Here is a 22,520-nt window from a genome sequence, read left to right as displayed (position 1 = left end):
GCTAGATGCTAGATGCTAGATGCTAGAAATAAAAAAATCCCTAGACATCAAGATGCCCAGGGATTAGTTTCATTAAAAATTTATGTGCTATTTAATTTCATAGAACGCTATAGTATTGGAGACCTCATTGGTCACTACCACCAAGGCATTTCCGGTAGGACTATCTTCCTTGGAAACAGCCAACAAACCTTCTGGAGCAACATCCATGGCATCGAACAACCAATTTACGTATTCCGGACTGTTAGGGTTGGTGATATCATATACCAAAACTCCGCCTGAACGTTCCAAACCAACAAATAGCAGGGTAGATTCACCTACCTTTAAAGTAGTTACAGATTCTGGTTCGGCACCTTTATCATCACTTCTACCATCGGCTTCGCCCTCGTCGGCATTGAAATAAGCCGGATTTACTTCCAAAGTTTTTCTTCCAATTTCATCGGCACTGTCATATACCAAATCACCAGAAGTGGACCAAATACTAAAGGACCTTGCCCCATAGGCATATATTTCATCAAAATCCCCATCACCATCGGTATCCCCATTGGCAGTTGTAGTTTTTAATCGCCCAATATTCTCATCCATTTGTAGATCCGCAGCATTTGGAAATACTGTTGGGTCCAGGATTAGATCCTTTACCCTTTCCTCTTCCGAATAGCCATCGTAATCCCTGGAATCCCCTTCATTTGCTGAGATTATATACCCAATACCGTTAAGTTCCGTATAAGTAATGGCATCGGGCATAAAAAATCCTAAAACTGGCCAGTTCTGAAAATTCCCTACGATACCATCCTCATTGCTGGCATCCAACTTGTTTTCAGGCAAGGAATGATCCTTTACCCCCAAGCCAAACACATTGGAAATGGTCATTGCCTTTAAATCTACTACTGCCATCCCATTGTTTTCCTGAAGGGAAACATAGGCATACTTACTGTCGTCCGAAATCGCTACATATTCTGGCTCAATATCTTGTGCGGCGCTGGCATTGGGACCGAAAACCCTAAAATTATTTCCAATGGAAGCGGCATCACAGTTGGTAAAAAATAAGGTATTCACTTCATTTTTCTGAACATCCACTACAGATACTGATCCCTCAGGGTCAACCGTATAATCATCGTTAGGCTCCCCTTCGTTGGCAGAAATAATAAATTTCCCATTGGGACTAAAAGTTACCATATCTGGCAAAGCACCTACATTATAGGTATGCATCAAAGTTTGTGATTCGGTGTTATAGGTCTGTATGGTACCATTCATTTGCTTGTTGGCATTTTCCACGGCCACGGCCAAAACCCCATCGTGTACGGCAACACTGTTGGGGGTGCCGGCCAATGAAATTGAGGTTAATTTAACGGATAATGAAGGTGATGTAATATCCCATACAGAAACTTCGGTCTCTACAGGGTTTACTACAAATAATTTGTTGGTCTTGGGATCAAAGGCACTGATTTCAGCAAAACCTTCTTCTCCGGCGCCATTGGTGAAGCCGCCGATTTTTGCGAAGGTCAGGGTTGAAACATCTACATTGTCATCATCATTACCGCCACCACCATGGCCGATATGATCTTTAATACATGAGGTGAACAGCATTCCACCTACGATAAACGTTAAAAGTGATTTTTTCATTTTCTTTGGTTATTTATTTAAAACCAAAGATGTAAACCGGCTATAAGCTAAGCGTAAAATAAATAATAACTAATTGTTAAGGATCTAACCTAAATGTTAAGGATAAAGAAAATAAACGGCCGGCAACACCACTTTTACAGTACTTATGGTCTCGTCCATTTATTTGGGCGTTTCCTCCTAGGTCGGTCGGGCTCTTGATTACATCCCTGGCCTTGCTGCGGGGATGCCACCGCTCCTTGCCATCAGCAGGCAGGGCTAACGCATAACAAGGCAACAGTTGCTCAACCTATGCTTTTAAAAATGAAACCTACAAAAACCAAGGGAAACTTAGCTCGTTAAAATTCTAACCCTGATTGTAGCCGAAGCGCTTCAACTGATTGGGATCACTTCTCCAATTCTTGTTTACCTTAACATAGAGTTCCAAATGCACCTGTTTGTCGAAGAATTTTTCCAAGTCCTTACGGGCTTCCACCCCTACCCTTTTAAGGGCACTTCCCTTATGTCCTATTATGATTCCTTTTTGGGAATCGCGTTCCACCATGATAACGGACCGCATTCGGATAATGTCTTCATCCTCAAAAAATTCCTCGGTATCGATCTCCACTGAGTATGGAATTTCCTTTTTATAAAATTGAAGGATTTTCTCCCTAATGGTTTCGTTTACAAAAAAGCGTTCCGGCTTATCCGTTAACTGGTCCTTGGGATAATAAGGAGGGGCTTCCGGCAATAATTCCAAAATCCGTAAAAAGACTTCCTTCACATTAAAATTCTGAAGGGCGGATATGGGATGTATTTCAGCTGTTGGCAATTGTTCCTGCCAGTATTGTACCTCTTCCTCCAATATGCCCTGTTCCGAAACATCAATTTTGTTCAACAGAAGCAAAACGGGAATGGTACTGTTTTTAATTTTTTCAAAAAAGCGTTCGTCCTTTAAAGCCTTTTCCCCAATCTCTACCATATATAGCAGCACATCGGCATCTTCAAAGGCCGACTTTACAAAGTCCATCATGGACGACTGCAATTCATAGGCGGGTTTAATAATCCCTGGGGTATCGGAAAGTACCACTTGAAAATCGTCCCCGTTGACGATGCCCAAAATTCGGTGCCGGGTAGTTTGTGCCTTAGAGGTAATAATAGATAATTTTTCCCCAACAAAGGCATTCATGAGCGTGGATTTCCCCACATTGGGATTTCCTATAATATTTACAAAACCGGCTTTATGCGACATCTTCCCTTTTTAACTTTAATAGGTGCAAAGGTAGTGGAATCCTTCCAGCTATATCATAATTAGCCCTAAAATTACGTAAAGAGTTACAGTAATTAGGCCACCGATCAGGGCATAGGGCAACTGGGTATTAACATGATCTATATGGTCACTGGCAGAGGCCATGGAGGAAATAATGGAAGTATCGGAAATGGGAGAACAGTGATCCCCAAAGACTCCGCCGCCCAACGTCGCCGCCACCACCAAAGCCAAAGGTGCCCCATGAATTTCGGCCATGGGTATGGCAATCGCCATCATTATGGCAAAAGTCCCCCAAGAAGTCCCTGTGGAAAAGGCAATAAAGGAGCTGATCACAAAAATTACAGCCGGTAAAAAGGCGGGCGACAACCAGTCTTTGGACCAATTGGCCACGAACTGCCCTGTTCCCAAGGCATTACAGGCGTCCCCAATGGCAAAGGCCAACAGCATCAACAAGGCCAGGGGCATCAATTCACTAATTCCTTTCAGCACTAGATCTATCATTTCTTTGGTCTTCATGATTTTTTGGGACCTGTACATCACCATAGCGACCAAAATAGCCGTGAGTACGGCGTATAGTACGGAGGAGGAACCGGAACCTTGGCCAATGGCCTTAAAAAGATGGTCCGTAAAAGAGCCCGCGTCCTCCACGGCATCCCAACCCGTATAGGCCAAATTAATCGGCATCATGAATACCATGGTCGCCAGGGGCACTATCATATTATAAGCCTTGGCCTTGATACCTTCTTTGGCCCCATAAGAGGTTACTTCACTGGACAACATAGGCTGAGCAGTGTCGCTTAGCAATTTCCCTGTTTCCCTGGCCCGTTTTTCCGCTTTCGCCATTGATCCAATATCTTTTTTGGTAACTATAACCACAAAAACAATGGCTATGGCCAGTATGGGGTAAAAATTATAGGCTATGGAAGAAAGCATGGTGCTGAAAGGATTTTCTATGCCCTGGGTAAGCAATAAGCCCATGATAAAGGCCCCCCATGCATTAAAGGGAATCAATATGGAGGACGGGGCCGAACTGGAGTCCGCTATATAGGCCAATTTTTCTCTGGGAATCTTCAATTTATCAAAAACTGGGCGGTACAATGTTCCTACCGTTAAGGAACTAATACTCGTCTCTACAAACAATAAAATTCCAGTAAACATGGCCATGAGTTGTACTACTACCCTACTGTAGCCACTTTGTTTTTTTTCGAAATAGGCTATTACCTTATTAAGCTCGTTTATAAAACCCTCCACCCCTTTGGAATACTGTATAAACAACAATAAGGCCCCTACCAGGGCACTGAACATGATGGTCCTGGTATTGCCGGGAGATTTAAAAACATCCACCAAGCCTTCAATGGCGGCAAGGGTACCGGTGAGAAAATTAAAGTCGTTGATGATGATCCAGGAAAACCAAATTCCAAAAAGAAGGGCTATATAAACTTGTTTTGTTCTGAGTGCCAGAATAATAGCGATTACGGGAGGTAAGATTGAGAGAAAACCATAGTTATCCATAAATGATCGGGCGAATTAAAGGTGACGGATTTTACTTAAAATCGATACAAAATAGCAAGATTTTGGAGAAGGTAGACTACCAGAGGGCATTTTTTATTGGACCTCTCCCAGAAATGCCGGAAATGGCCTTGGGGCGCCTTTACTAGAATGCCTTCAGGCCCAATTTTTATTTGAGAACAATTTTATGGGAATCATTTTTTTTTGCTTTGCCACAAAGCCAATGGGAGCATTGCTTTTATGGGTTGTCAAAGGAACTGGATTCTTTCCTTCGCGCTGCTACGGAAAGGGCCTTGGGGGAGGTTTTACAAAGAAAACCATGGTCGCTTCGCGCCCGGTTATTTTTGTTTTACTTCAAAGCCAATGCAAGCATTGGTTTTACGTAAAACAAAAAAACCAGCTATTTCTAGCTGGTTTTCTTAGTAGCGGGAACTGGACTCGAACCAGTGACCTTCGGGTTATGAGTCGCAGAAATATTGGTTTTATATGGTCTAATATGTTTTGATATAACTGATAATCAAATATTTACGTTTTATGTCAAAACAGCAGAAATCATATAAAACCCCAAAATGTTTTAGGTATGTTTTAGGTAGAATGTGGTCATTAGTGTATCTTAGAGGAAATATTTTACTAAAATGGCCTCGATAAAGATAGTGCTTTGGAAACATGATAAAAAGAAGGATGGCACTTTTCCATTGGCCGTTCGAATTACCCAAAATAGAAAGACACGATACATATTTACAGGTCAATATATTTTGGAAAAGGATTGGGACAAAGATTTGGGTAAGGTTAAAAAATCCCACGCCAATTCAGCAAGGTTGAATAATTATCTACTAAAAAAATTGACCGAGGTCGATAGTATCGCACTAGAAGCGGAAGGGTCAAAGGAGTTCATTTCTAGTAAACAAATCAAGAACAAAGCAAAGCATAAAGGTCGAACGGTTTCGTTTTTTCAATTTGGGTCGCAACGTGTAATAAACAAATTTCAGTCAGGTTCATTTTCCACCTGTAAAGGGGAACTTTCAATGTTGTTTAACATCCGTGAGTTTTTAAAGTGGAAAAGATTTGAAGAGCGAAAACAAGTCATCAATGGAATTATAGACCGGCGACGAAATCGGGTAGGTCAGTCCAGAAAGTTTGGATATAATTTCTTGGGCCATGTAAAAGGCGAATTTGGTAAAGAAACCTCGCTCTATTTTGAAGACATTACCGAGGCATTTCTAAGTAACTTTAAAGTGTTCTGTATTTCTTATCTAGATCATAAGACCAGAACCGTTACCAATCATCTTATTTATATTCGCACCCTCTTTAATGCGGCCATAAAAGAAGGTATCGTGGAAACCAAACACTATCCTTTTGCAGGAGAAAAAGAGCGTATACGAATAAAACCAACACAAAAAATCGGTTTGACAAGAGAAGAAATAAAGCGTATTGAAAATGCGGAATTGGAGAAAGATTCGGCTATGTGGCACACCCGTAATGTGTGGTTGTTCTCTTACTATTTTGCCGGAATTAGGATTTCGGACGTGTTGCAAATGAAATGGTCGGATTTGATGGATGGACGTCTCTATTATACCATGAACAAGAACGAAAAGCCATTGAGCCTTAAAATTCCGGATCAGGTCAAGGGGATATTGGATTTTTATCGACCGTTGCGCCAGTCAAATAAGGATTTTATTTTTCCCTATTTAAAAAAAGCGAATCCTAATAGTAAGCGGGATGTATTTGTAAAGACCCGTAATGGAACCGCTGTACTTAATAAATACTTAAAGGCGATTGCCGAAAAATGTGGGATTACAAAAAACCTATCCAACCATATTGCCCGCCATTCTTTTGGTAATATCGCAGGGGACACCATTTCGCCCCTAATGTTACAAAAACTATATCGGCATAGCGATTTAAAAACGACCATCATGTATCAGGCTAATTTTATCCATAAAGATGCCGATGATGCTTTGGATGCGGTTTTAAATTCTTAAAAACCATTGGAAATGTTGGGATTTATGGCAAAATAATGGGGTATAGACTGTACTTTGTTCTCACGGATATCCTTGATCGATATTTCTAGATCGAAGCTGGAGCTCGCATAGGCCAGATGGTAGGTCTGTGAGCAAACCTTATTTAAATTGACATCCTTCGAATATGAAAATGCCATTACTTTTTTTAATTGTTTTGGAGAGGTGAAATAGTTTATACGAAAACCTACATTATTTCATCATGCTATTTTTGAGGTATTCATCCCGAACTATTTTTGCAGTTTCATGCTGTCCGGTTTCGTTCCAGCCCGGTGGCATAAAAATATAGAGAAATTTGTTTTTTATACCAGAGGCCCTTTTTACGTCTTTATACAGTGCTACAAACTCACCAAAATACACATCCCAGAAATTAGAGGCATTCATTTCTCGAGTAATTCCATATTGAATTTTCAGATCCAACTTTTCATCCTGATGAGTTCCAAAAATTTTGTCCCATATGTTCAAAAGATTACAGAAATTGGTATCCATATATAGAGGATTGCTTCCGTGATGAACGCGGTGATGTGAAGGGGTTAAAATAAATTTATTTAAAATGCCCAATCGGCCATTTGGCAACATATGTTCACCAATATGAATGAAAGTGGCATAGGTAATATCCAATAATAAAATAGATATAAATAGTTTGGGATCTACACCAAGTAACATACAGATGGAAGTTCTAACAAAATCAGCGTACGGAAACTCAAGAAAAAAATGAGCTTGATTAACGGATAAATTCATATTCTCAGCCGCATGGTGGGGAGAATGAAGACACCATAAAATACGTACTTTGTGACCAAAGTAATGATAAATATAGCTGCCTAATTCCCAAACAATATATCCATAAATAAACCAATACCAAGTATAGGTGGTTTGGAATGGTGCGAATTTTTGAAAATATCCAATACTCCAAATCATAACGCTTATTGAGAGTAACCTGCCGATTATTCTGTTAACAACTATGATTAGGAAATTAACCTTATAGGTTTTTAGCTGCTCTCTCTCACGCGTAAGAACAATAAAAAATTCAACAAATAATAGGATAGGCAAGGCTACAAGTAGACAAGACATAACACCATCAAACGAAGCTAAAGTATCATAGTGGCCTGTCTTAAAGGCGGATATAAATATCTTTAACCCCAAAAAATTTATAATCTCCTCATAAACCGCATTTAATATATCCATTCAATATTTTTTTATCATAAACATGATCCCTAGCGATTGGCATTGTGAAGGGCAATTAGGTTCTGCTTTAATTAATTCAGAACTTAAAACTGTGAAAATATAAAATTTTATGTATATATGTATGTACATAAAGACTTAATTGATATATTTGTTAAACATCTTTCTAACTCGCCGTCAATTATCTAACTAAAATATAATGAAAAATTATAAGTCGAATTACAGCACTTCTTTCTTTGTCCTAGTTTCAATACTGCTCTGCTGCCTTGCTTTCTCTTGTAAAAATAGTGCTAACAAATCTGAAGATCAGGTGGAAATAAATGCGGACTCCATTAAGCCCCAAACAATACTCGATGATCAATTTGGTAAACTACTAATCAAAGATTCGGGCGGAGTAACTGGTGCTGATGGTGTAATTTCATTTCCGTTAAATAACGGAAAATCAGTGTTTATGATGGGAGATTCATTTGTGTCTGAAGTAATAGGCAATAAAAGAGATCCGGAAAGTAAAATGATCAACAATTCCTTTATTGAGTTTGACCTTAGAACGGGTGAATCAAAATCGATTATTGGGGGTAACTTGCAGAATCCTGAAACTATGTTGTTACCTTTAAATGCCGAAATGACTAAGGAATACTATTGGCCGGGCTATGGTTTTCAAAACGACAATGTTATTCACGTATTTATGTCTAAATTTTGGAATGACCCTGCAATTACCAGTGGATGGAATTTCAAGTTTAAAGGTACGGATTACATAAGATTAGAGCCGGATACTTACCGGGTAATATCACAAAATAAATTTGCAGCAAGCGATGTCAATGGGGTACACTACGGTCATTCCGTTTTAAAAGATGAAAATTACACTTATATATACGGATCAAAGGTGAATGGAACCATCGCGGAACTACATGTGATTCGCTCAACACTGGATAGCTTATCCAACTCGCTTACAAACTTTGAAATATTCGATGGAAAGAATTGGGTAAACAATGTCACTACAACCGCAGGGTTAAAAGGAATTAAAAAGAACGTCCCTGAACAATTTTCAGTTTTCAAATACGAAAATTATTATGTCTTGGTCATGGAAGAAAGAGAACTCGCAGGGAATATTTATTCGTATATCTCAAACAGTCCAAGTGGACCATGGCGTAATGAAAAGCTTTTATTTAAGCCTACTGAATCTAAGAATCAAAAGGATAAAATCATCACCTATAATGCGATGGCCCATGCTCAATATATTAAAGATAATAAATTATTGGTTTCGTACTGCGTAAACAGTATGCACCCGCCAAACATACACAATATTGATGTGGAATATTATAGACCAAGATTTTTTTGGGTTCCAATGGATTTAATTTTGTCTGAATAATGTCAACTTATGGTGGGAATTCTGTGTCTATTGAGATATTGCTTAATTATTGATTTGATAATTTCATGCCATTCTGGGTGTGATATTTGGATATAGGACATTTAAAATTTGCAAATTTCGAATAATTAATTACATTTGTTTATATGTATGAACATAATGACATCTCGGATTTACTTGACAGAGTAGATCACCAAAGTGCGATTCCGCTACATATTCAAGTAGAAGAACTGTTGTTGAGTATAATTAGAATGCCTGATTATGCAAATGGCAAATTGCTTCCTAAAGAAGTTGAACTGGCCAAGAATTTAGGAGTTTCAAGAAGTACTGTTCGCCAGGCCAGTAATAGACTAGCCGAAAAAAATTTAATTATTAGAAAGAAGGGTATAGGTACCAAAGTCAATAGGGATATGATTATTACTAAATTGGATAGTTGGTCTAGTTTTAGTAAAGAAATGTTAGAGCAAGGTAGAACACTTGTTAATTATAAATTTGAATTAAAGAAGGTATTATCAAATAAGGAAGTAAGTTTTAAATTGGGAATAGGTCAAGATACAGAAATATATAGGCTTTCTCGAGTTCGTGGTGACAAGAAGGAGCCTCAAGTCTATTTCGTGTCCTATTTCCATCCTAAGGTGGTTTTGAAAGATGAGTATGATTACTCTAGGCCACTTTATGATATCATTCAAGAAAAGTGTGGTTATCATGCCGAAGTCTCAAAAGAGGAAATTTCCGCAATTTTAGCCGATGAAAAACGAGCTAACAAATTAATGATATCAGTAGGTAGTCCCATTTTAAAGCGTCAACGGTTAGTGCTAGACCGTGGACAAGGGGCTTTAGAATACAATATTGGCTATTATAAGGCTGATAACTTCGTATATTCGGTAGAATTAAGAAGATAAATTGCCAAACTATAGTAAATCGCTTTTTTGTCACATTTAATATGTATGAACATATGTACATTCTTTAACCAATTAAAAATGCCTTAAAATATGAAAAGACCGTTTATTACTTTATGCTTGTTGGTATTGCTTTTGCCTATTATGGCATGCGATGACAACCTAAAAGTTAATCCTGATGGATTCACTGAACTTACCGTTGATCTTAACGGAACCTGGAAAATTGACCAGGTATTACAAAATGGTTTGGATATTACAGATGCCTTGGATTTTCAGTCTTTTGCACTGGATCTGAACTACGATGGCAATAGGCCATCCTCCTTTAGTTTAACTGGTAAATTTCCTTTTGTTACTTCAAGTGCAGCCGGCTCTTGGTCCTTTGACGACCTCACTTACCCAACGGCCATTATATTCTCGGACGGAACAAGTGCTTCTATAATTAATCCTGTGCTGACCAGTGGTACCAATGTATTAGATCTAAGTATAGTCATGGGTTGTGACAATAATATGTACCAGTATAAATTAAGCAAGTAAATAACTTAACGATGAAAAATAAGTTTAATAAAATCTCGAAAAAACGAATCAAAGTAATCCTGCTGCCGCTGTTTTTTTTGATTCTCTCCATGTGTATGACCATAACAGGAGTTATACAACCCGAATCTGCCGTTATAGGAGAACAAATGGATATTTCCGTTAATGTAAAAATATTGCCTGGGGAAAGCAATGCTTATAATCTTGTTTTTGGATTTTTAGCTCCAATATCCTGGGAAGCAAAAGCCAACTCTACAGCTACTTATACTTCTCCTGTTGGTAATGGAACCCTTAGATTGGCCACCGCAAACGATCTGGCCACAAATACATTCAACACTTGGTCCAAAGAGATTGAGGATAAAGTTGGAATTGGTGAAAACTACGGTCTTGTTAAATGGGTGGTATTCATTTCGGAAGAGCCCATAGCAGTTGAGGAAAACGTTGAGGTTAATGGTATAGTGCATTTAACTACCAAAGTAGGTTCTGAAAACCTTAAGACACAATTAGGTTATATTATAGCCAATAAAGGTTATGGAATTGGACTCGATTTTAATAATGCAAAGGCCTATCATACAAAATTTACACCCTGTATGGAGGTAACTGGTGGCAACAATAGCCTTATTGATTTGTGCGGTCCATTACCATTTCCTGTTGTCGTAAAACCTGCCGAGTATAGCCTAAACGATGTTATTAATATTTCCTTTGATGCTTCAAAAGGTGCTCTAGGGCAACCAACTGATCTTTTTGGAGCCGAGAAGGTGTATTTATGTGCAACAGCTACAGCCGACGGAGAAACAAAAGAAGTATGTCAGGCAAGCGCAGCGTCCATGCTTAAAAATATTGGCAACGATAAATGGGAGATTTCGATTTGGGCCAAACAATTTTTCGACTTCGATTTGGATGCCGATATTACTTCAATTACGTACAAATTTACCAATGAAACAGGAGATGTCATAGTAACTAATCCAGATACTGGTGAAGATTTCGAATTAATTGCCAACTGCTCTAACTAATCAAAAAACAATACGATGAATATTAAAATATTAAGTGTAACACTTGTGTTTATTTTGCTTGGGTGTTCTTTGTCTTATGCGCAAGAAATAACGATTTCAGGAACTGTGACCTCTTCAGTGGACAACCAACCATTGCCCGGTGCTAATGTCATACTCAAAAATGGATTGGTCGGCACTACTACGGACTTTGATGGGAAGTACACTTTCAATGTTTCCAGCCAAAGTGATATATTGGTATACAGTTATCAAGGATATACGACCACTGAGGTAGTTGTAGGTTCTCAAAAAATAATAGATATAGGCCTGGATGAAGATGTGTCAAATCTAGATGAAGTTGTTATCATAGGTTATGGAAGTTCAAGACGTAAAGACCTTACTGGATCAATTACTTCAATTAAATCCGAAGATTTGGAAGCTGTTAAAGCTACCACGGCCGACGATTTTGTACAGGGTCGGGTATCTGGGTTACTCTTGACTCAGACCTCCGGACAACCTGGAGGTGCAACATCAGTTCGTATTCGTGGTAGTAGCTCAATAAATGCCAGCAATGAACCCTTGTACGTAATAGATGGCTTTCCCGTAAGTAATAGTGGTAGTTCGGCAGGAGTGTCCGATGGCCCTTCCTTAAATGCATTAGCAACAATAAGTCCAAATGACATCGAATCCATTGATGTCCTTAAAGATGCATCAGCTACTGCCATTTATGGGTCTCGTGGTGCAAATGGCGTTATAATAATTACTACTAAAAGAGGCTCGAGCGGAGAAACGCAAATCAATTATGAAACCTATATGGGTGTTAGTAAGGTTACAAAAGAACTTGAACTTTTAGATGCCTCGCAATTTGCTCATTATTATAATGAATCAATTTATAACGGTTCTGGCAGACCACGGTTTTACACAAGCCCAACGGATTGGGGTAAGGGCACCGATTGGCAAGACGAGATATTTAGAACGGCCATTACTACAAGCCATGATCTGTCCATAAAAGGCGGTGGTAATGAGGTGCGTTATGCTATTTCAGGATCTTATCTAGATCAAGAGGGCACGATCATTGATTCCGATTTTAATCGTTATAACCTGCGAATTAATCTTGATGTTAAAGCGACCGAAAAATTATCAATAGAGAATACGACTAGCTTAAGTAGAAGCGATTATAACACTGCTCAAACCGATACCCCGGGGGGCACAAATATAAATAGTTCAACTATAGGAGCCTACGGAATGAGTCCTTTAGTTCCAGTATTCGATGCTCAGGGCAACTATACCAAAGGCGATTTTATCATGCAAAATGATGGTACTTTTGTTAACGATGTAAGTAATGTTCAAGAGTATCTTCCTGACTTTGCAAGTCCAGTAGCTTACATTAAATTGAATGAGAGCAGAGGGCGTTCAACCAGAATATTGGAAAATTTGGCACTAAAATGGAATTTTGCCAAAAACTTAACTCTAAAAACCTCACTTGGTGCAGATGTTACAATTAATGAGGAGACAAGTTTTGCAACTGCCGCACTTGATTTTGGTAATGAAAATGCAGCAATTGCAAACCAGGCAAAACTGGTGTCATCCAACTTACTTTCCGAAACAACAATGAACTATGTAAATACTTTTAACTATGTTCATCAATTAAATGTTTTGGCTGGAATATCTTGGCAAGATTTTGAAATAAGGGGCACTTATGCCAATGCTCTTGGTTTACCGACTGAAAATTTTGGTGCAAACACTTTTGCAGGTGCAACTACTCCGGGAGTAAATTCATTGGTTGTAGATAACTTTCTGCACTCATATTTCGGTAGGGCTAATTACATTTATGATGGCCGCTATATTTTAACGGCATCCTTTAGGGCAGATGGTTCATCCAAATTCGGTGATGGTCAAAAATTCGGTTATTTTCCTTCGGGTGCTTTCGCATGGAATATATCCGAAGAAAATTTTATGCAAAATAGCAAGGTATATATGAAACTGCGTTTGGGCTATGGAATTGTAGGGAACCAAGAAATTGGTAGTTATCGTTCAAAAGATAGTTACATACCCACATATCATACTTTTAATCGCACCCCTGTAGTTGGGCAACTTCCAAGAACACCGGCTAATGCAGATTTAAGATGGGAACAAACAGAGCAATATAATATTGGATTGGATTTAGGCTTTTTTAATGACAGATTAAGTTTAACTGCCGATGTATATCGCAAAAACACTGAGGACTTATTACTTGAGCTGCCCGTACCTTATGAAACAGGGTATTTTTCTTCCTTAGTTAATGTTGGTAGTGTTCAAAATCAAGGAGCGGAACTAGCCATTAACTCAAGTAATATTCAAGGGAAATTTAAATGGGACTCCAATCTTACTGTAGGCTATAACAAAAATGAAATTTTAAATCTTGCCGGCGTAAATGAAATACCAACAGGTGCTACTATAAATGGCATACAGAATTGGCAGTTATTGGTTGAAGGTGGTGAAATTGGAGCCTTCTATGGTTATGTTTCCGATGGCATCATTCAACTTTCAGATACCCCCGAAAATACTCCACAATTTATCACGGATACCTTTACACCTGGTGAACGCAAATACAAGGATTTGAATGGTGACGGAGTTATAAATGCAGATAATGATAGAGCTTTCTTAGGCAACCCAATACCTGAATTAACTTTTGGACTTAACAACAGCTTTAATTGGAACGGTTTTGATTTAAATATTTTCTTAAACGGCGTATATGGTAATGAAATTGTGAATTTCACTAGGGCTTACTTGGAGAACTTTAACGGTCGAAATAATGTATTGCTTACATCCTTCTCGAATAGATGGACACCAGAAAACCCTAGCAATACATATACTAGATCATCTAATGGAATTCGCAACGCTCCATTCGCATCCAATTATGTTGAAGATGGCTCCTTTTTAAGGTTAAAGTCAGTGACTCTTGGATATTCTTTTGCCAGTGATTTTCTTTCTACCATGGATATCAACAAAATAAGGCTTTATGTAACCGGTAAAAACCTACATATCTGGACCAACTATAGCGGTGTTGATCCGGAAGTTAGCTGGGGTGGGCCAGATAGTGCATTGAGTGCCGGTGCTGATTTTGGTGGTTATCCTACTTCTAAAACAATACTGTTAGGTCTTAACGTAAACTTTTAATCAAAAAATTAGCTAGTCATGAAAATATTTAAAAATCTTAAAATAATAGTCTTGGTGGCCATTATTCCGCTATTGCTGAATTGTGAAACAGTATTGGACGAAGAAGTGAAAACCTTTTTTACCGAGGAGACTTTTTATCAAACTGAAGTTGATGCTAAATTAGCCATCAACGGAATTTATGGTCACTTGGGATCCACCTTTGATCCCGGTATTCCAAATGCCACGGGTATCTATCACACCAATTATTGGATTTCTAATGCTCTAATGTCTGATGAAGGTGTGGAAAATTATGTTGGTAATGGTTTTGATGACTTGGCTGTATTGGCTCAAACCCCTGAAAACCCTATTGTTTCTCAAATATGGGCCAATGTCTATTTAGGCATTAATGCAGCAAATTTGGCTATTGCTAATATTCCTAATATAAATATGAATGAAGATTTAAAGGATGATCTACTCGGTGAAGCATATTTTATGCGCGGTTTACTTTACTTTGAATTAGTTCGTTTCTTTGGAGAGGTACCTCTATATTTACAAGCTACCAAAACTTTTACTGCAGATTCCTATCTTGAAAGATCATCCGTCAATGAAGTGTATGCCCAAATATTTTCAGATTGGGCTATTGCAGAAACTAGTCTTCCCTCTGTTCAAACTGGGGAGAATTTTGGAAGGCCAACTAGTTGGTCGGCCAAGGCTTATATTGCCAAGGCCGCTCTACAGCAAGGTTTGGATTATAATTTAGCTAGAACAAAACTTGAAGACATTATAAATGAAGGCCCTTTTAGTTTATGGGAGGATTATAAGGATGTATTTAAAGTAGCCAATAACCTTGGCAAGGAAGTGATATTCGCGATGAGTTTTTTGAGTGGTGATGATTTATTTACTACACTATGGGAAGGCGGCCATTTGGTCTATAGATCCTTACCTGGAGGTGTTTATGGTGGACGCCCAAATGGTGGTGGATTTGAGTCTCCTACCCTAGATTTATATAATGCGTTCGAGGATCAGGATAGACGCAAAGAAACCATATTTATTACCGAAGACAATATACGGGGTGAAGTGGTTGACTTCGGTGGGCCTCAGATAATTAAATATTGGGATCGTGAAGCAGAGCCTTTGGTAAATGATACTGAAAACGATTTACAACTTATAAGATATGCCGATGTACTGTTAATGTACGCTGAAGTATTGAATGAAATAGAGCAGGGTACTTCAGCTATCTCATTAGATGCTATTAATCAAGTGAGAAGAAGGGCTCGTTTTGCCGATGGTGTAGAAAGAACCGGGGTGCTGCCAGATTTGACCGCTATGGGTTACCAAGCGTTCAAGGAGGCCATTTTAAACGAAAGACGACTGGAACTATGTTGGGAAGGCCATCGCTGGTTTGATTTGGTAAGGCATGGTAAGTTAGCCGAAAAAGTTACAGCAGCAAAACCAAATGTATCGGTAGCTGAGCGTCACAACTTATTGCCTATTCCTCAAAGGGAACGGGATATCAATAACAAACTTTCACAAAATCCTGGATATTAAAATGACATACCAGACGAAACACGGAATGGCGCTATTAACTTGTACTGAGAGGACCAAGAAAGTATTCTTCAAGACCTTTCTGTTTATTGTAATGATTGCACCGTATTTAAGTAATTCGCAAAACATTGCTCCACAAGCCTCGGTCTCAGCATCCACCCAAAAAAAGGAAATGCCAGTTGAGAATGTAATTGATGGTGTAATTCATATTAAAGATTCCGGAGAATGGGCTAGTGATGGTATTCATAGGGCCTGGGGTTTTTTTGAATTGCCCTGGATTAAATTAGAATGGTCGAAAAAAAGAGCTATTGAAAAAGTAGTTTTATATGACCGACCTTCCTATGACACCCATCTTGCAAGCGGGAATCTAATTTTTAGTGATGGTAGTAAAATTTCAGTAACTGAAATTCCCAATGACGGGTCGCCTAAATCCATATCTTTTCCGCCCAAAGAAATTGACTGGGTGCGATTCGACACTACCGATGGGGAAGGCTTGGGTATGGGGCTATCTGAAATTGAGGTATTCGAAGCACGAAATCATGATAACGTTCTCTCATGGGTAGATCCTTTTATAGAATCAGCTAAGGGCAGATACTTTTTCTTTACACCGGCCGCCCGGCCTATGGGAATGGTAGCACCAGCCCCGATCACCCGTAACAAAAATCAATATGGAGGGGGCTATAATTATAATTCCATGGAAATATTAGGTTTTGAACAAATTCATGGCTGGTGTCTCTCAGGGGTTCAGGTAATGCCAACAACTGGTGTTATCGACCCTACAAAAGGAGCCGATGCCTGGAAATCCAATTTTAGCCATGATGATGAAATTGCAGTGCCTGGTTATCATCGTTTATATTTAAAAGATCACAAAATTTGGGTAGACTATACTAGTACCGTTAGAACAAATATTTATCGTTTCAAATATACTGAAGATGGGGAAGCTGATATCTTAGCAAATTTAGGAGGCTATTTGGGTAATTCAACAATGATTAATGCCGATGCCAGAAAAGTAAGTGACTCAGAATTTGAAGGTTCTTTCGATTCTTCTGGAAGGTTTTGGGGAGGGCCAGAAAATGTAAAGATTTTTTTTGTTGCTACATTTGATAAACCCTTCGAGTCTTTTAACGGATGGAATGAAAAAGAAATCCTTAAAGACATTAATGGCATAAAGGGAACATCGGAAATGACACGTAGGGATTCCATAGTTTTTCCCACTGTCACACAAAGTTATTGGAATGCCCCCACTACAGGAGTATCGGCTCATTATAACGTGAAGGCTGGCGATGAAATACAGATGAAAATAAGTATTTCATATACCTCTATTGAAAATGCACGTCAAAACATGAATGCAGAAGCGCCACACTGGAATTTTGAGCAATACAAGGAAAAATCTTTGGCGGTTTGGAACGAAAAATTAGGTAAAATTAAGGTTAAGGGTGGAACCTCTAAGCAAACAACAAAATTCTATACAGACCTTTGGCATGCACTGTTGGGAAGACGAATTTTAAATGATGTAAGCGGTGACTACCCCGATTATACGGAAGGGGAACGTTATGCCAATTTCACCAAGGCAAAATTAAAAGTTAGAAAACTTCCTGTGGATGACAATGGCAAGTCAAAATTCAACATGTACAATTTTGATGCTTTATGGCTTACTCAATGGAATTTAAATATTCTTTGGGGCCTGGCCTGGCCTGAAATTTTAGACGATTTTTCAGCTTCTTTGGTACAATACTCTAAAAATGGAGGCCTTCTTCCTCGTGGAGCTATTGCCGGAGGATATTCCTATATCATGACAGGTTGCCCGGCGACCAACATGATCGTAAGCACTTACATGAAAGATTTAATGACCAAGGTGGACCCTAAGCAAGCCTTTCAGGAAATGAAACAAAACCACATGCCTGGAGGAATGATGGGCGATACCCCTGAAGAATTACAGTTTTATATAGATAATGGTTGGTGTCCTGACAACGCAGGGAAGACCATTGAATGGGCATTTCAAGATTGGTCATTGGCTCAAATGGCAAAAAAGATGGGAAAGCAAAAGGATTATTCTATTTTTCTTAAACGTTCTGAGGGATGGAAAAAATTATTCAATCCATCGCAAAATTTAATTTTTACAAAAGATATTAATGGGCAATGGACACATGAAGATCCGCTAAGTAATTCTGGTTGGATAGAGGCAAATGCATGGCAAGGTACGTGGTCGGTTTCTCATGGAATAGATGAACTTTCAAAATTGATGGGTGGCAATGAAATACTAAGTGAAAAATTAAATTATGCATTTGAACAGGCAGAACCAGAAGATTTCGTATTTGGTTATGGCAGCGGCTATGTAAGCTATGCTAACCAGCCCGGATGTAGCAATGCACATGTTTTTAACCATGCAGGCAAACCATGGTTAAGTCAGTATTGGGTAAGAAAGGTCACCGAACAAGCTTATGGTGGTACTACAATTGATAGTGGTTATGGTGGACACGATGAAGACCAAGGCCAGATGGGGGGAGTAAGCGCATTAATGTCTATGGGAATTTTTAGTCTTGACGGGACCAACGCCTTAGAACCAAGATATGAGTTAACCAGTCCTGTATTTGATGAAATTACCATCTCTCTGAACAAAAAATATTATCCAGGAAATGAATTCAAGATAATCACTGTGAATAATTCGGCAGAAAATGTTTACATCCAAAAGGCCAGTTTAAATGACCAGTCTTTGGAAACATATTGGTTTCCACATAAAACTTATGCAAACGGAGGGGAATTGCAAATTGTTCTTGGTTCAGAACCAAACAAAAACTGGGGCAAGAAGTGATAATCCTAGAGTAATTAAACGCTCAGGCAATTAAGAGTGAAAAAAGGTTACTCTTATAAAAATAACAAAGTAAGCAGAACCCTATGAAGGTTAACCGGCAAATCGAGAAATACCTCTACGCTTATTGTTTGACCTTTGTATGCCTAGCCTGTACGGATATACATAAGGATACCAATAAACTGTTTATTCAGCTTTCCAGTGACGAAACTGGCGTAGATTTTTCAAATAATCTACCTCTAGATGATGAACTCAATGTACTCAACTATATCTATTACTTCAATGGAGGCGGGGTTGCTGCTGGCGATTTGAACAATGACGGTCTGCTAGATTTATTTTTTACGGGCAATCAGGTAAGCAATGAAATGTATATTAACGAGGGTAATTTTAAATTTAAAAAAAGCACTAAAGATGCGGGGTTAGCATCAATAGGATGGTCCTCCGGAGTAAGCATGGTCGATATCAATGCCGATGGATGGTTAGATATTTATGTGTGCCAAGCCGGTTCCCCAAACGCCAAGAATCGAAAAAATTTGTTATACATCAACCAAAAAAATAGCAAGTTTAAAGAAATGGCTGTAGAATATGGTTTGGCAGATGAATCTTATTCTACACAGGCGACATTTTTTGATTATGACCTAGATGGGGACCTAGACATGTACTTGTTGAATCACATGCATAAGATGGAGGGCCTAAATCAGCCTAAGCAAAAAAAAATAAACGGCGAATCCAAAAACACTGATAAACTGTACCGAAATAACGGAGTGGGCGCAAATGGACACCCCACTTTTACCGATGTCTCCCAAACGGCAGGAATAACGATTGAAGGTTACGGCTTAGGAGTAGGAATAAGTGACTTTGACAAAGATGGCTTTACTGACATTTATGTCTCCAACGATTTTGTTTCCAACGACGTCCTCTATTGGAACCAAGGAGATGGTACGTTCAAAAATCGAATTGCAGAATTTATCGGACATCAAAGCCATAATGGAATGGGGAATGATTTGGCGGATATAAATAACGACGGCTTAACGGATATCATAGTAATGGATATGCTTCCTACCACCAATGAACGCCAAAAGAAAATGCTCAATAAGCCCAATTACGATTTTTATAAATATAACCTCAAGATGGGATATCAACCTCAATATATGAGGAATACGCTTCAATTAAACCAAGGCATCATGAACGGAATTACCCATTTTGGGGAAGTAGGTCAATATTCGGGAATAAGCAGTACAGATTGGAGCTGGGCAGCTTTATTGGCCGATTATGACCTAGATGGACAAAAAGATCTATATGTGACAAATGGCTATTTAAAGGATATGACGGATCTTGACTTCATTAACTATCGAAGAAGGCAATCAATATTCCGTACACAAGAACAGGCCGATAGTCTCTATTTGGCGAGTATTGTCAAATTACCGGAGGTTGCTTTACAGAATTATTTTTTCAGGAACAAAGGCGACCTTAAATTTAAAAACGTATCCGACACTTGGGTTCCTCACTCACCGGGATTCTCAAACGGTGCAATATATGCAGATTTAGATAATGACGGAGACCTCGATTTGGTTACCAACAACTTAAACGAAACGGCAACAATATTAAAAAACACTATTGACACCGTTTCTCCAGAATTTAACTATTTGACTGTCTTATTTCAAGGTGACGTTGACAATCCCAAGGGCATTGGAGCAAAAGTATGGACTTACTCAGGCGGCGGCACACAGTTCGCAGAAAACTACACAACTAGAGGCTTTCAGTCTTCGATTGCCCCCAACCTGAATTTCGGTTTTGGTTACAACACCAAAATTGATAGCCTTAAGGTAATTTGGCCAGATGGAAAATCACAAATTTTGGATACAATTAAATTAAACCAAAAAGTTACCTTATTCTATTCAGATGCCATTTACAAAGAAAAAGTAACGCCTTTATTGGATCCCTATTTGTTTACCAAAAGCTACGAAATTAAAGCAAGGCATGAGGAGCTAGATTTTTCGGACTATCGAATTGAACCATTATTGCCCCATAAATTCTCCAATGACGGCCCTTCAATCGCGGTAGCAGATATTAACGGAGATGGAATGGACGATTTATATATAGGTGGTTCTTATAACTTTTCGGGACAATTATTTACCCAATCGCCTAACGGCTCGTTCCAAAAAAAACCTTGGATAAATGACATTGATCTAGAGGATTTAGGTGCACTATTCCTGGATGTAGATAATGATGGGGATGAAGATCTTTACGTAGTGAGTGGTAGCAACGAATTTGGAAATAAAAAATCCAATTATCAGGACCGATTATACTTAAATGACGGTAGCGGCACTTTTACGAAAAACAAGAGTGCACTTCCCGTTATGGACAATAGTAGTAGCTGTATATCGGCGGCAGATTTTGACCGTGATGGTCAACTAGACCTATTTGTAGGTGGTAGGGTTGTTCCAGGTGATTATGGTCAATCACCAAAAAGTGTATTGCTGAAAAACAAAAATGGCATATTTGAGAAAGTCACCCAAAAAGTTCTTCCTAGTGAGTATTTAGGAATGGTAACAGCATCGCTTTGGACAGACATTGATAACGATGGTTGGGTAGATTTGATGGTGGTTGGTGAATGGATGCCTATCACCATTTTCAAAAACAATAACGGTGAACTATCAGAAAAAATTGAGATAGAAAATTCTAGTGGATGGTGGAATAGTATTAATGGTGGTGATTTTGACAATGATGGCGATATAGATTATATCGCAGGTAATTTAGGTGAAAATTCCGTTTTCAAAGCCTCAAAAGAATATCCCTTAGAACTGTATCGAGGTGATTTTGATAAAGATGGTAGAATAGACCCTATTATAACACGCTATTATGAAGATGATAACGGTAAAAAAAGGAGCTATCCATTCGCTTCCCGAGATCTTTTGGCGGATCAAATGGTAGATGTAAAAACTAAGTTCCAATTCTATGCGGATTATGCCCAGGCGCAGATTTCAGATTTTATAACAAAGGAGTCTAAAGCATCCCTTGAAAAGCTATCAGCTGTTCTCTTAAGTAGTTGCTATATCGAGAACTTAGGAGACGGTGGATTCAAGATTCACAGGCTACCATGGCAATCTCAACTTTCCCCAGTTATGGGAACTACCATTTCGGATTTTAATCAAGATGGTAATTTGGACGTGCTTTTAACAGGTAACTTCTATCATAACGAAGTAGGGCAGGGACGTTATGATGCATCTAAAGGTCTCTTGTTAACAGGGAACGGTCAAGGAGGTTTTTCAGTATCCAGTTCAACAAAAAACGGATTCTTTGTAAATGGGGACGGTAGGGCCTTGACTAGACTTTCGACGAAAAATGGATATATGGTCATTGCCTCTCAAAATAATGATAGCTTAATTACTTATCATCATTCAAGCAATAAGATGCGAAAACACCTTCCCAAAAATGGAGTTTATCACGGAATTCTTACTAATGCCAATGGAAGTAAAAGAAAAATAGAACTTTATAAAGGTGAAGGTTATTTAAGTCAATCTACCAATATAATGTGGATTCATAATCAAGCTTCCATACAATGGGGTGAAATACAAACCATAAATGATTAAACGATAACCTTTATTAAACCATTCAGCTCTTAAATTCAGGCTATAGTCTATCAGAACTATGGCTTAAATAAATATAAT

14 protein-coding genes are annotated in these 22,520 nt (G+C 38.6%); 9 read left to right on the top strand and 5 right to left on the bottom strand.

Features of this window, described 5'->3' with window-relative positions; genetic code table 11:
* Window positions 1–87: 87 nt before the first annotated feature.
* The 3 genes from MWU84_RS16495 to MWU84_RS16485 form a co-directional block, all read right to left on the bottom strand.
* Window positions 88–1,620, bottom strand: a complete 1,533-nt coding sequence (locus MWU84_RS16495) for a choice-of-anchor I family protein (RefSeq protein ID WP_246903705.1) — start codon at window positions 1,618–1,620, stop codon at window positions 88–90.
* Window positions 1,621–1,963: 343 nt separating this feature from the next.
* Complete coding sequence (era, locus tag MWU84_RS16490; protein WP_246903703.1) at window positions 1,964–2,848, bottom strand: GTPase Era; 885 nt, start codon at window positions 2,846–2,848, stop codon at window positions 1,964–1,966.
* 48 nt (window positions 2,849–2,896) lie between these two features.
* Window positions 2,897–4,378, bottom strand: coding sequence for a Na+/H+ antiporter NhaC family protein (locus tag MWU84_RS16485; protein ID WP_246903694.1), 1,482 nt, complete (start codon window positions 4,376–4,378; stop codon window positions 2,897–2,899).
* A gap of 632 nt (window positions 4,379–5,010) precedes the next feature.
* On the opposite strand from MWU84_RS16485, the gene MWU84_RS16480 reads away from it, so the two are divergent.
* Window positions 5,011–6,354, top strand: coding sequence for a tyrosine-type recombinase/integrase (locus tag MWU84_RS16480; RefSeq protein ID WP_246903692.1), 1,344 nt, complete (start codon window positions 5,011–5,013; stop codon window positions 6,352–6,354).
* Here MWU84_RS16480 and MWU84_RS16475 read toward each other — a convergent pair.
* Together MWU84_RS16475 and MWU84_RS16470 are read right to left on the bottom strand one after the other, a co-directional pair.
* A complete protein-coding gene (locus MWU84_RS16475; protein ID WP_246903690.1) occupies window positions 6,351–6,530 on the bottom strand; it encodes a hypothetical protein in 180 nt (59 codons plus the stop codon). The two genes, MWU84_RS16480 and MWU84_RS16475, sit on opposite strands and share 4 nt — an antisense overlap.
* A gap of 52 nt (window positions 6,531–6,582) precedes the next feature.
* Window positions 6,583–7,575, bottom strand: coding sequence for a sterol desaturase family protein (locus MWU84_RS16470; protein WP_246903688.1), 993 nt, complete (start codon window positions 7,573–7,575; stop codon window positions 6,583–6,585).
* Between the two features lie 196 nt (window positions 7,576–7,771).
* On the opposite strand from MWU84_RS16470, the gene MWU84_RS16465 reads away from it, so the two are divergent.
* The 8 genes from MWU84_RS16465 (at window position 7,772) to MWU84_RS16430 (ending at window position 22,442) form a co-directional block, all read left to right on the top strand.
* Window positions 7,772–8,941 (top strand): hypothetical protein, encoded by a 1,170-nt coding sequence (locus MWU84_RS16465; protein ID WP_246903686.1) that lies wholly within the window; start codon window positions 7,772–7,774, stop codon window positions 8,939–8,941.
* 143 nt (window positions 8,942–9,084) lie between these two features.
* Complete coding sequence (locus MWU84_RS16460) at window positions 9,085–9,840, top strand: GntR family transcriptional regulator (RefSeq protein WP_246903684.1); 756 nt, start codon at window positions 9,085–9,087, stop codon at window positions 9,838–9,840.
* 90 nt (window positions 9,841–9,930) lie between these two features.
* On the top strand, window positions 9,931–10,371 hold the full coding sequence (locus MWU84_RS16455) for a DUF5004 domain-containing protein (RefSeq protein WP_246903682.1): 441 nt from the start codon (window positions 9,931–9,933) through the stop codon (window positions 10,369–10,371).
* Window positions 10,372–10,382: 11 nt separating this feature from the next.
* A complete protein-coding gene (locus MWU84_RS16450; protein ID WP_246903680.1) occupies window positions 10,383–11,381 on the top strand; it encodes a DUF4961 domain-containing protein in 999 nt (332 codons plus the stop codon).
* Between the two features lie 15 nt (window positions 11,382–11,396).
* Entirely contained in the window at window positions 11,397–14,516 is a 3,120-nt protein-coding gene (locus MWU84_RS16445; RefSeq protein ID WP_246903678.1) for a TonB-dependent receptor, read from the top strand.
* A gap of 18 nt (window positions 14,517–14,534) precedes the next feature.
* The gene (locus tag MWU84_RS16440; protein ID WP_246903676.1) at window positions 14,535–16,043 is read left to right on the top strand and encodes a RagB/SusD family nutrient uptake outer membrane protein; all 1,509 of its coding nucleotides are present in this window, start codon (window positions 14,535–14,537) and stop codon (window positions 16,041–16,043) included.
* A 1-nt stretch (window position 16,044) separates the two neighbouring features.
* Window positions 16,045–18,852, top strand: coding sequence for a GH92 family glycosyl hydrolase (locus tag MWU84_RS16435; protein WP_246903674.1), 2,808 nt, complete (start codon window positions 16,045–16,047; stop codon window positions 18,850–18,852).
* 83 nt (window positions 18,853–18,935) lie between these two features.
* The gene (locus MWU84_RS16430) at window positions 18,936–22,442 is read left to right on the top strand and encodes a VCBS repeat-containing protein (RefSeq protein WP_246903664.1); all 3,507 of its coding nucleotides are present in this window, start codon (window positions 18,936–18,938) and stop codon (window positions 22,440–22,442) included.
* Window positions 22,443–22,520: the final 78 nt, after the last annotated feature.

The organism is Arenibacter sp. F20364 (genome assembly GCF_023015905.1).
Classification (GTDB): Bacteria; Bacteroidota; Bacteroidia; order Flavobacteriales; family Flavobacteriaceae; genus Arenibacter.
Note: the sequence above shows the minus strand (reverse complement) of the source record. Positions and strands in the feature narration are given on the sequence as shown.

Coding starts and splice junctions, on each gene's coding strand:
- era (WP_246903703.1), bottom strand. CDS start 2,848: ATGTCGCATAAAGCCGGTTTTGTAAATATTATAGGAAATCCCAATGTG.
- MWU84_RS16435 (WP_246903674.1), top strand. CDS start 16,045: ATGACATACCAGACGAAACACGGAATGGCGCTATTAACTTGTACTGAG.
- MWU84_RS16455 (WP_246903682.1), top strand. CDS start 9,931: ATGAAAAGACCGTTTATTACTTTATGCTTGTTGGTATTGCTTTTGCCT.
- MWU84_RS16470 (WP_246903688.1), bottom strand. CDS start 7,575: ATGGATATATTAAATGCGGTTTATGAGGAGATTATAAATTTTTTGGGG.
- MWU84_RS16485 (WP_246903694.1), bottom strand. CDS start 4,378: ATGGATAACTATGGTTTTCTCTCAATCTTACCTCCCGTAATCGCTATT.
- MWU84_RS16445 (WP_246903678.1), top strand. CDS start 11,397: ATGAATATTAAAATATTAAGTGTAACACTTGTGTTTATTTTGCTTGGG.
- MWU84_RS16440 (WP_246903676.1), top strand. CDS start 14,535: ATGAAAATATTTAAAAATCTTAAAATAATAGTCTTGGTGGCCATTATT.
- MWU84_RS16450 (WP_246903680.1), top strand. CDS start 10,383: ATGAAAAATAAGTTTAATAAAATCTCGAAAAAACGAATCAAAGTAATC.
- MWU84_RS16475 (WP_246903690.1), bottom strand. CDS start 6,530: ATGGCATTTTCATATTCGAAGGATGTCAATTTAAATAAGGTTTGCTCA.
- MWU84_RS16480 (WP_246903692.1), top strand. CDS start 5,011: ATGGCCTCGATAAAGATAGTGCTTTGGAAACATGATAAAAAGAAGGAT.
- MWU84_RS16465 (WP_246903686.1), top strand. CDS start 7,772: ATGAAAAATTATAAGTCGAATTACAGCACTTCTTTCTTTGTCCTAGTT.
- MWU84_RS16460 (WP_246903684.1), top strand. CDS start 9,085: ATGTATGAACATAATGACATCTCGGATTTACTTGACAGAGTAGATCAC.
- MWU84_RS16430 (WP_246903664.1), top strand. CDS start 18,936: ATGAAGGTTAACCGGCAAATCGAGAAATACCTCTACGCTTATTGTTTG.
- MWU84_RS16495 (WP_246903705.1), bottom strand. CDS start 1,620: ATGAAAAAATCACTTTTAACGTTTATCGTAGGTGGAATGCTGTTCACC.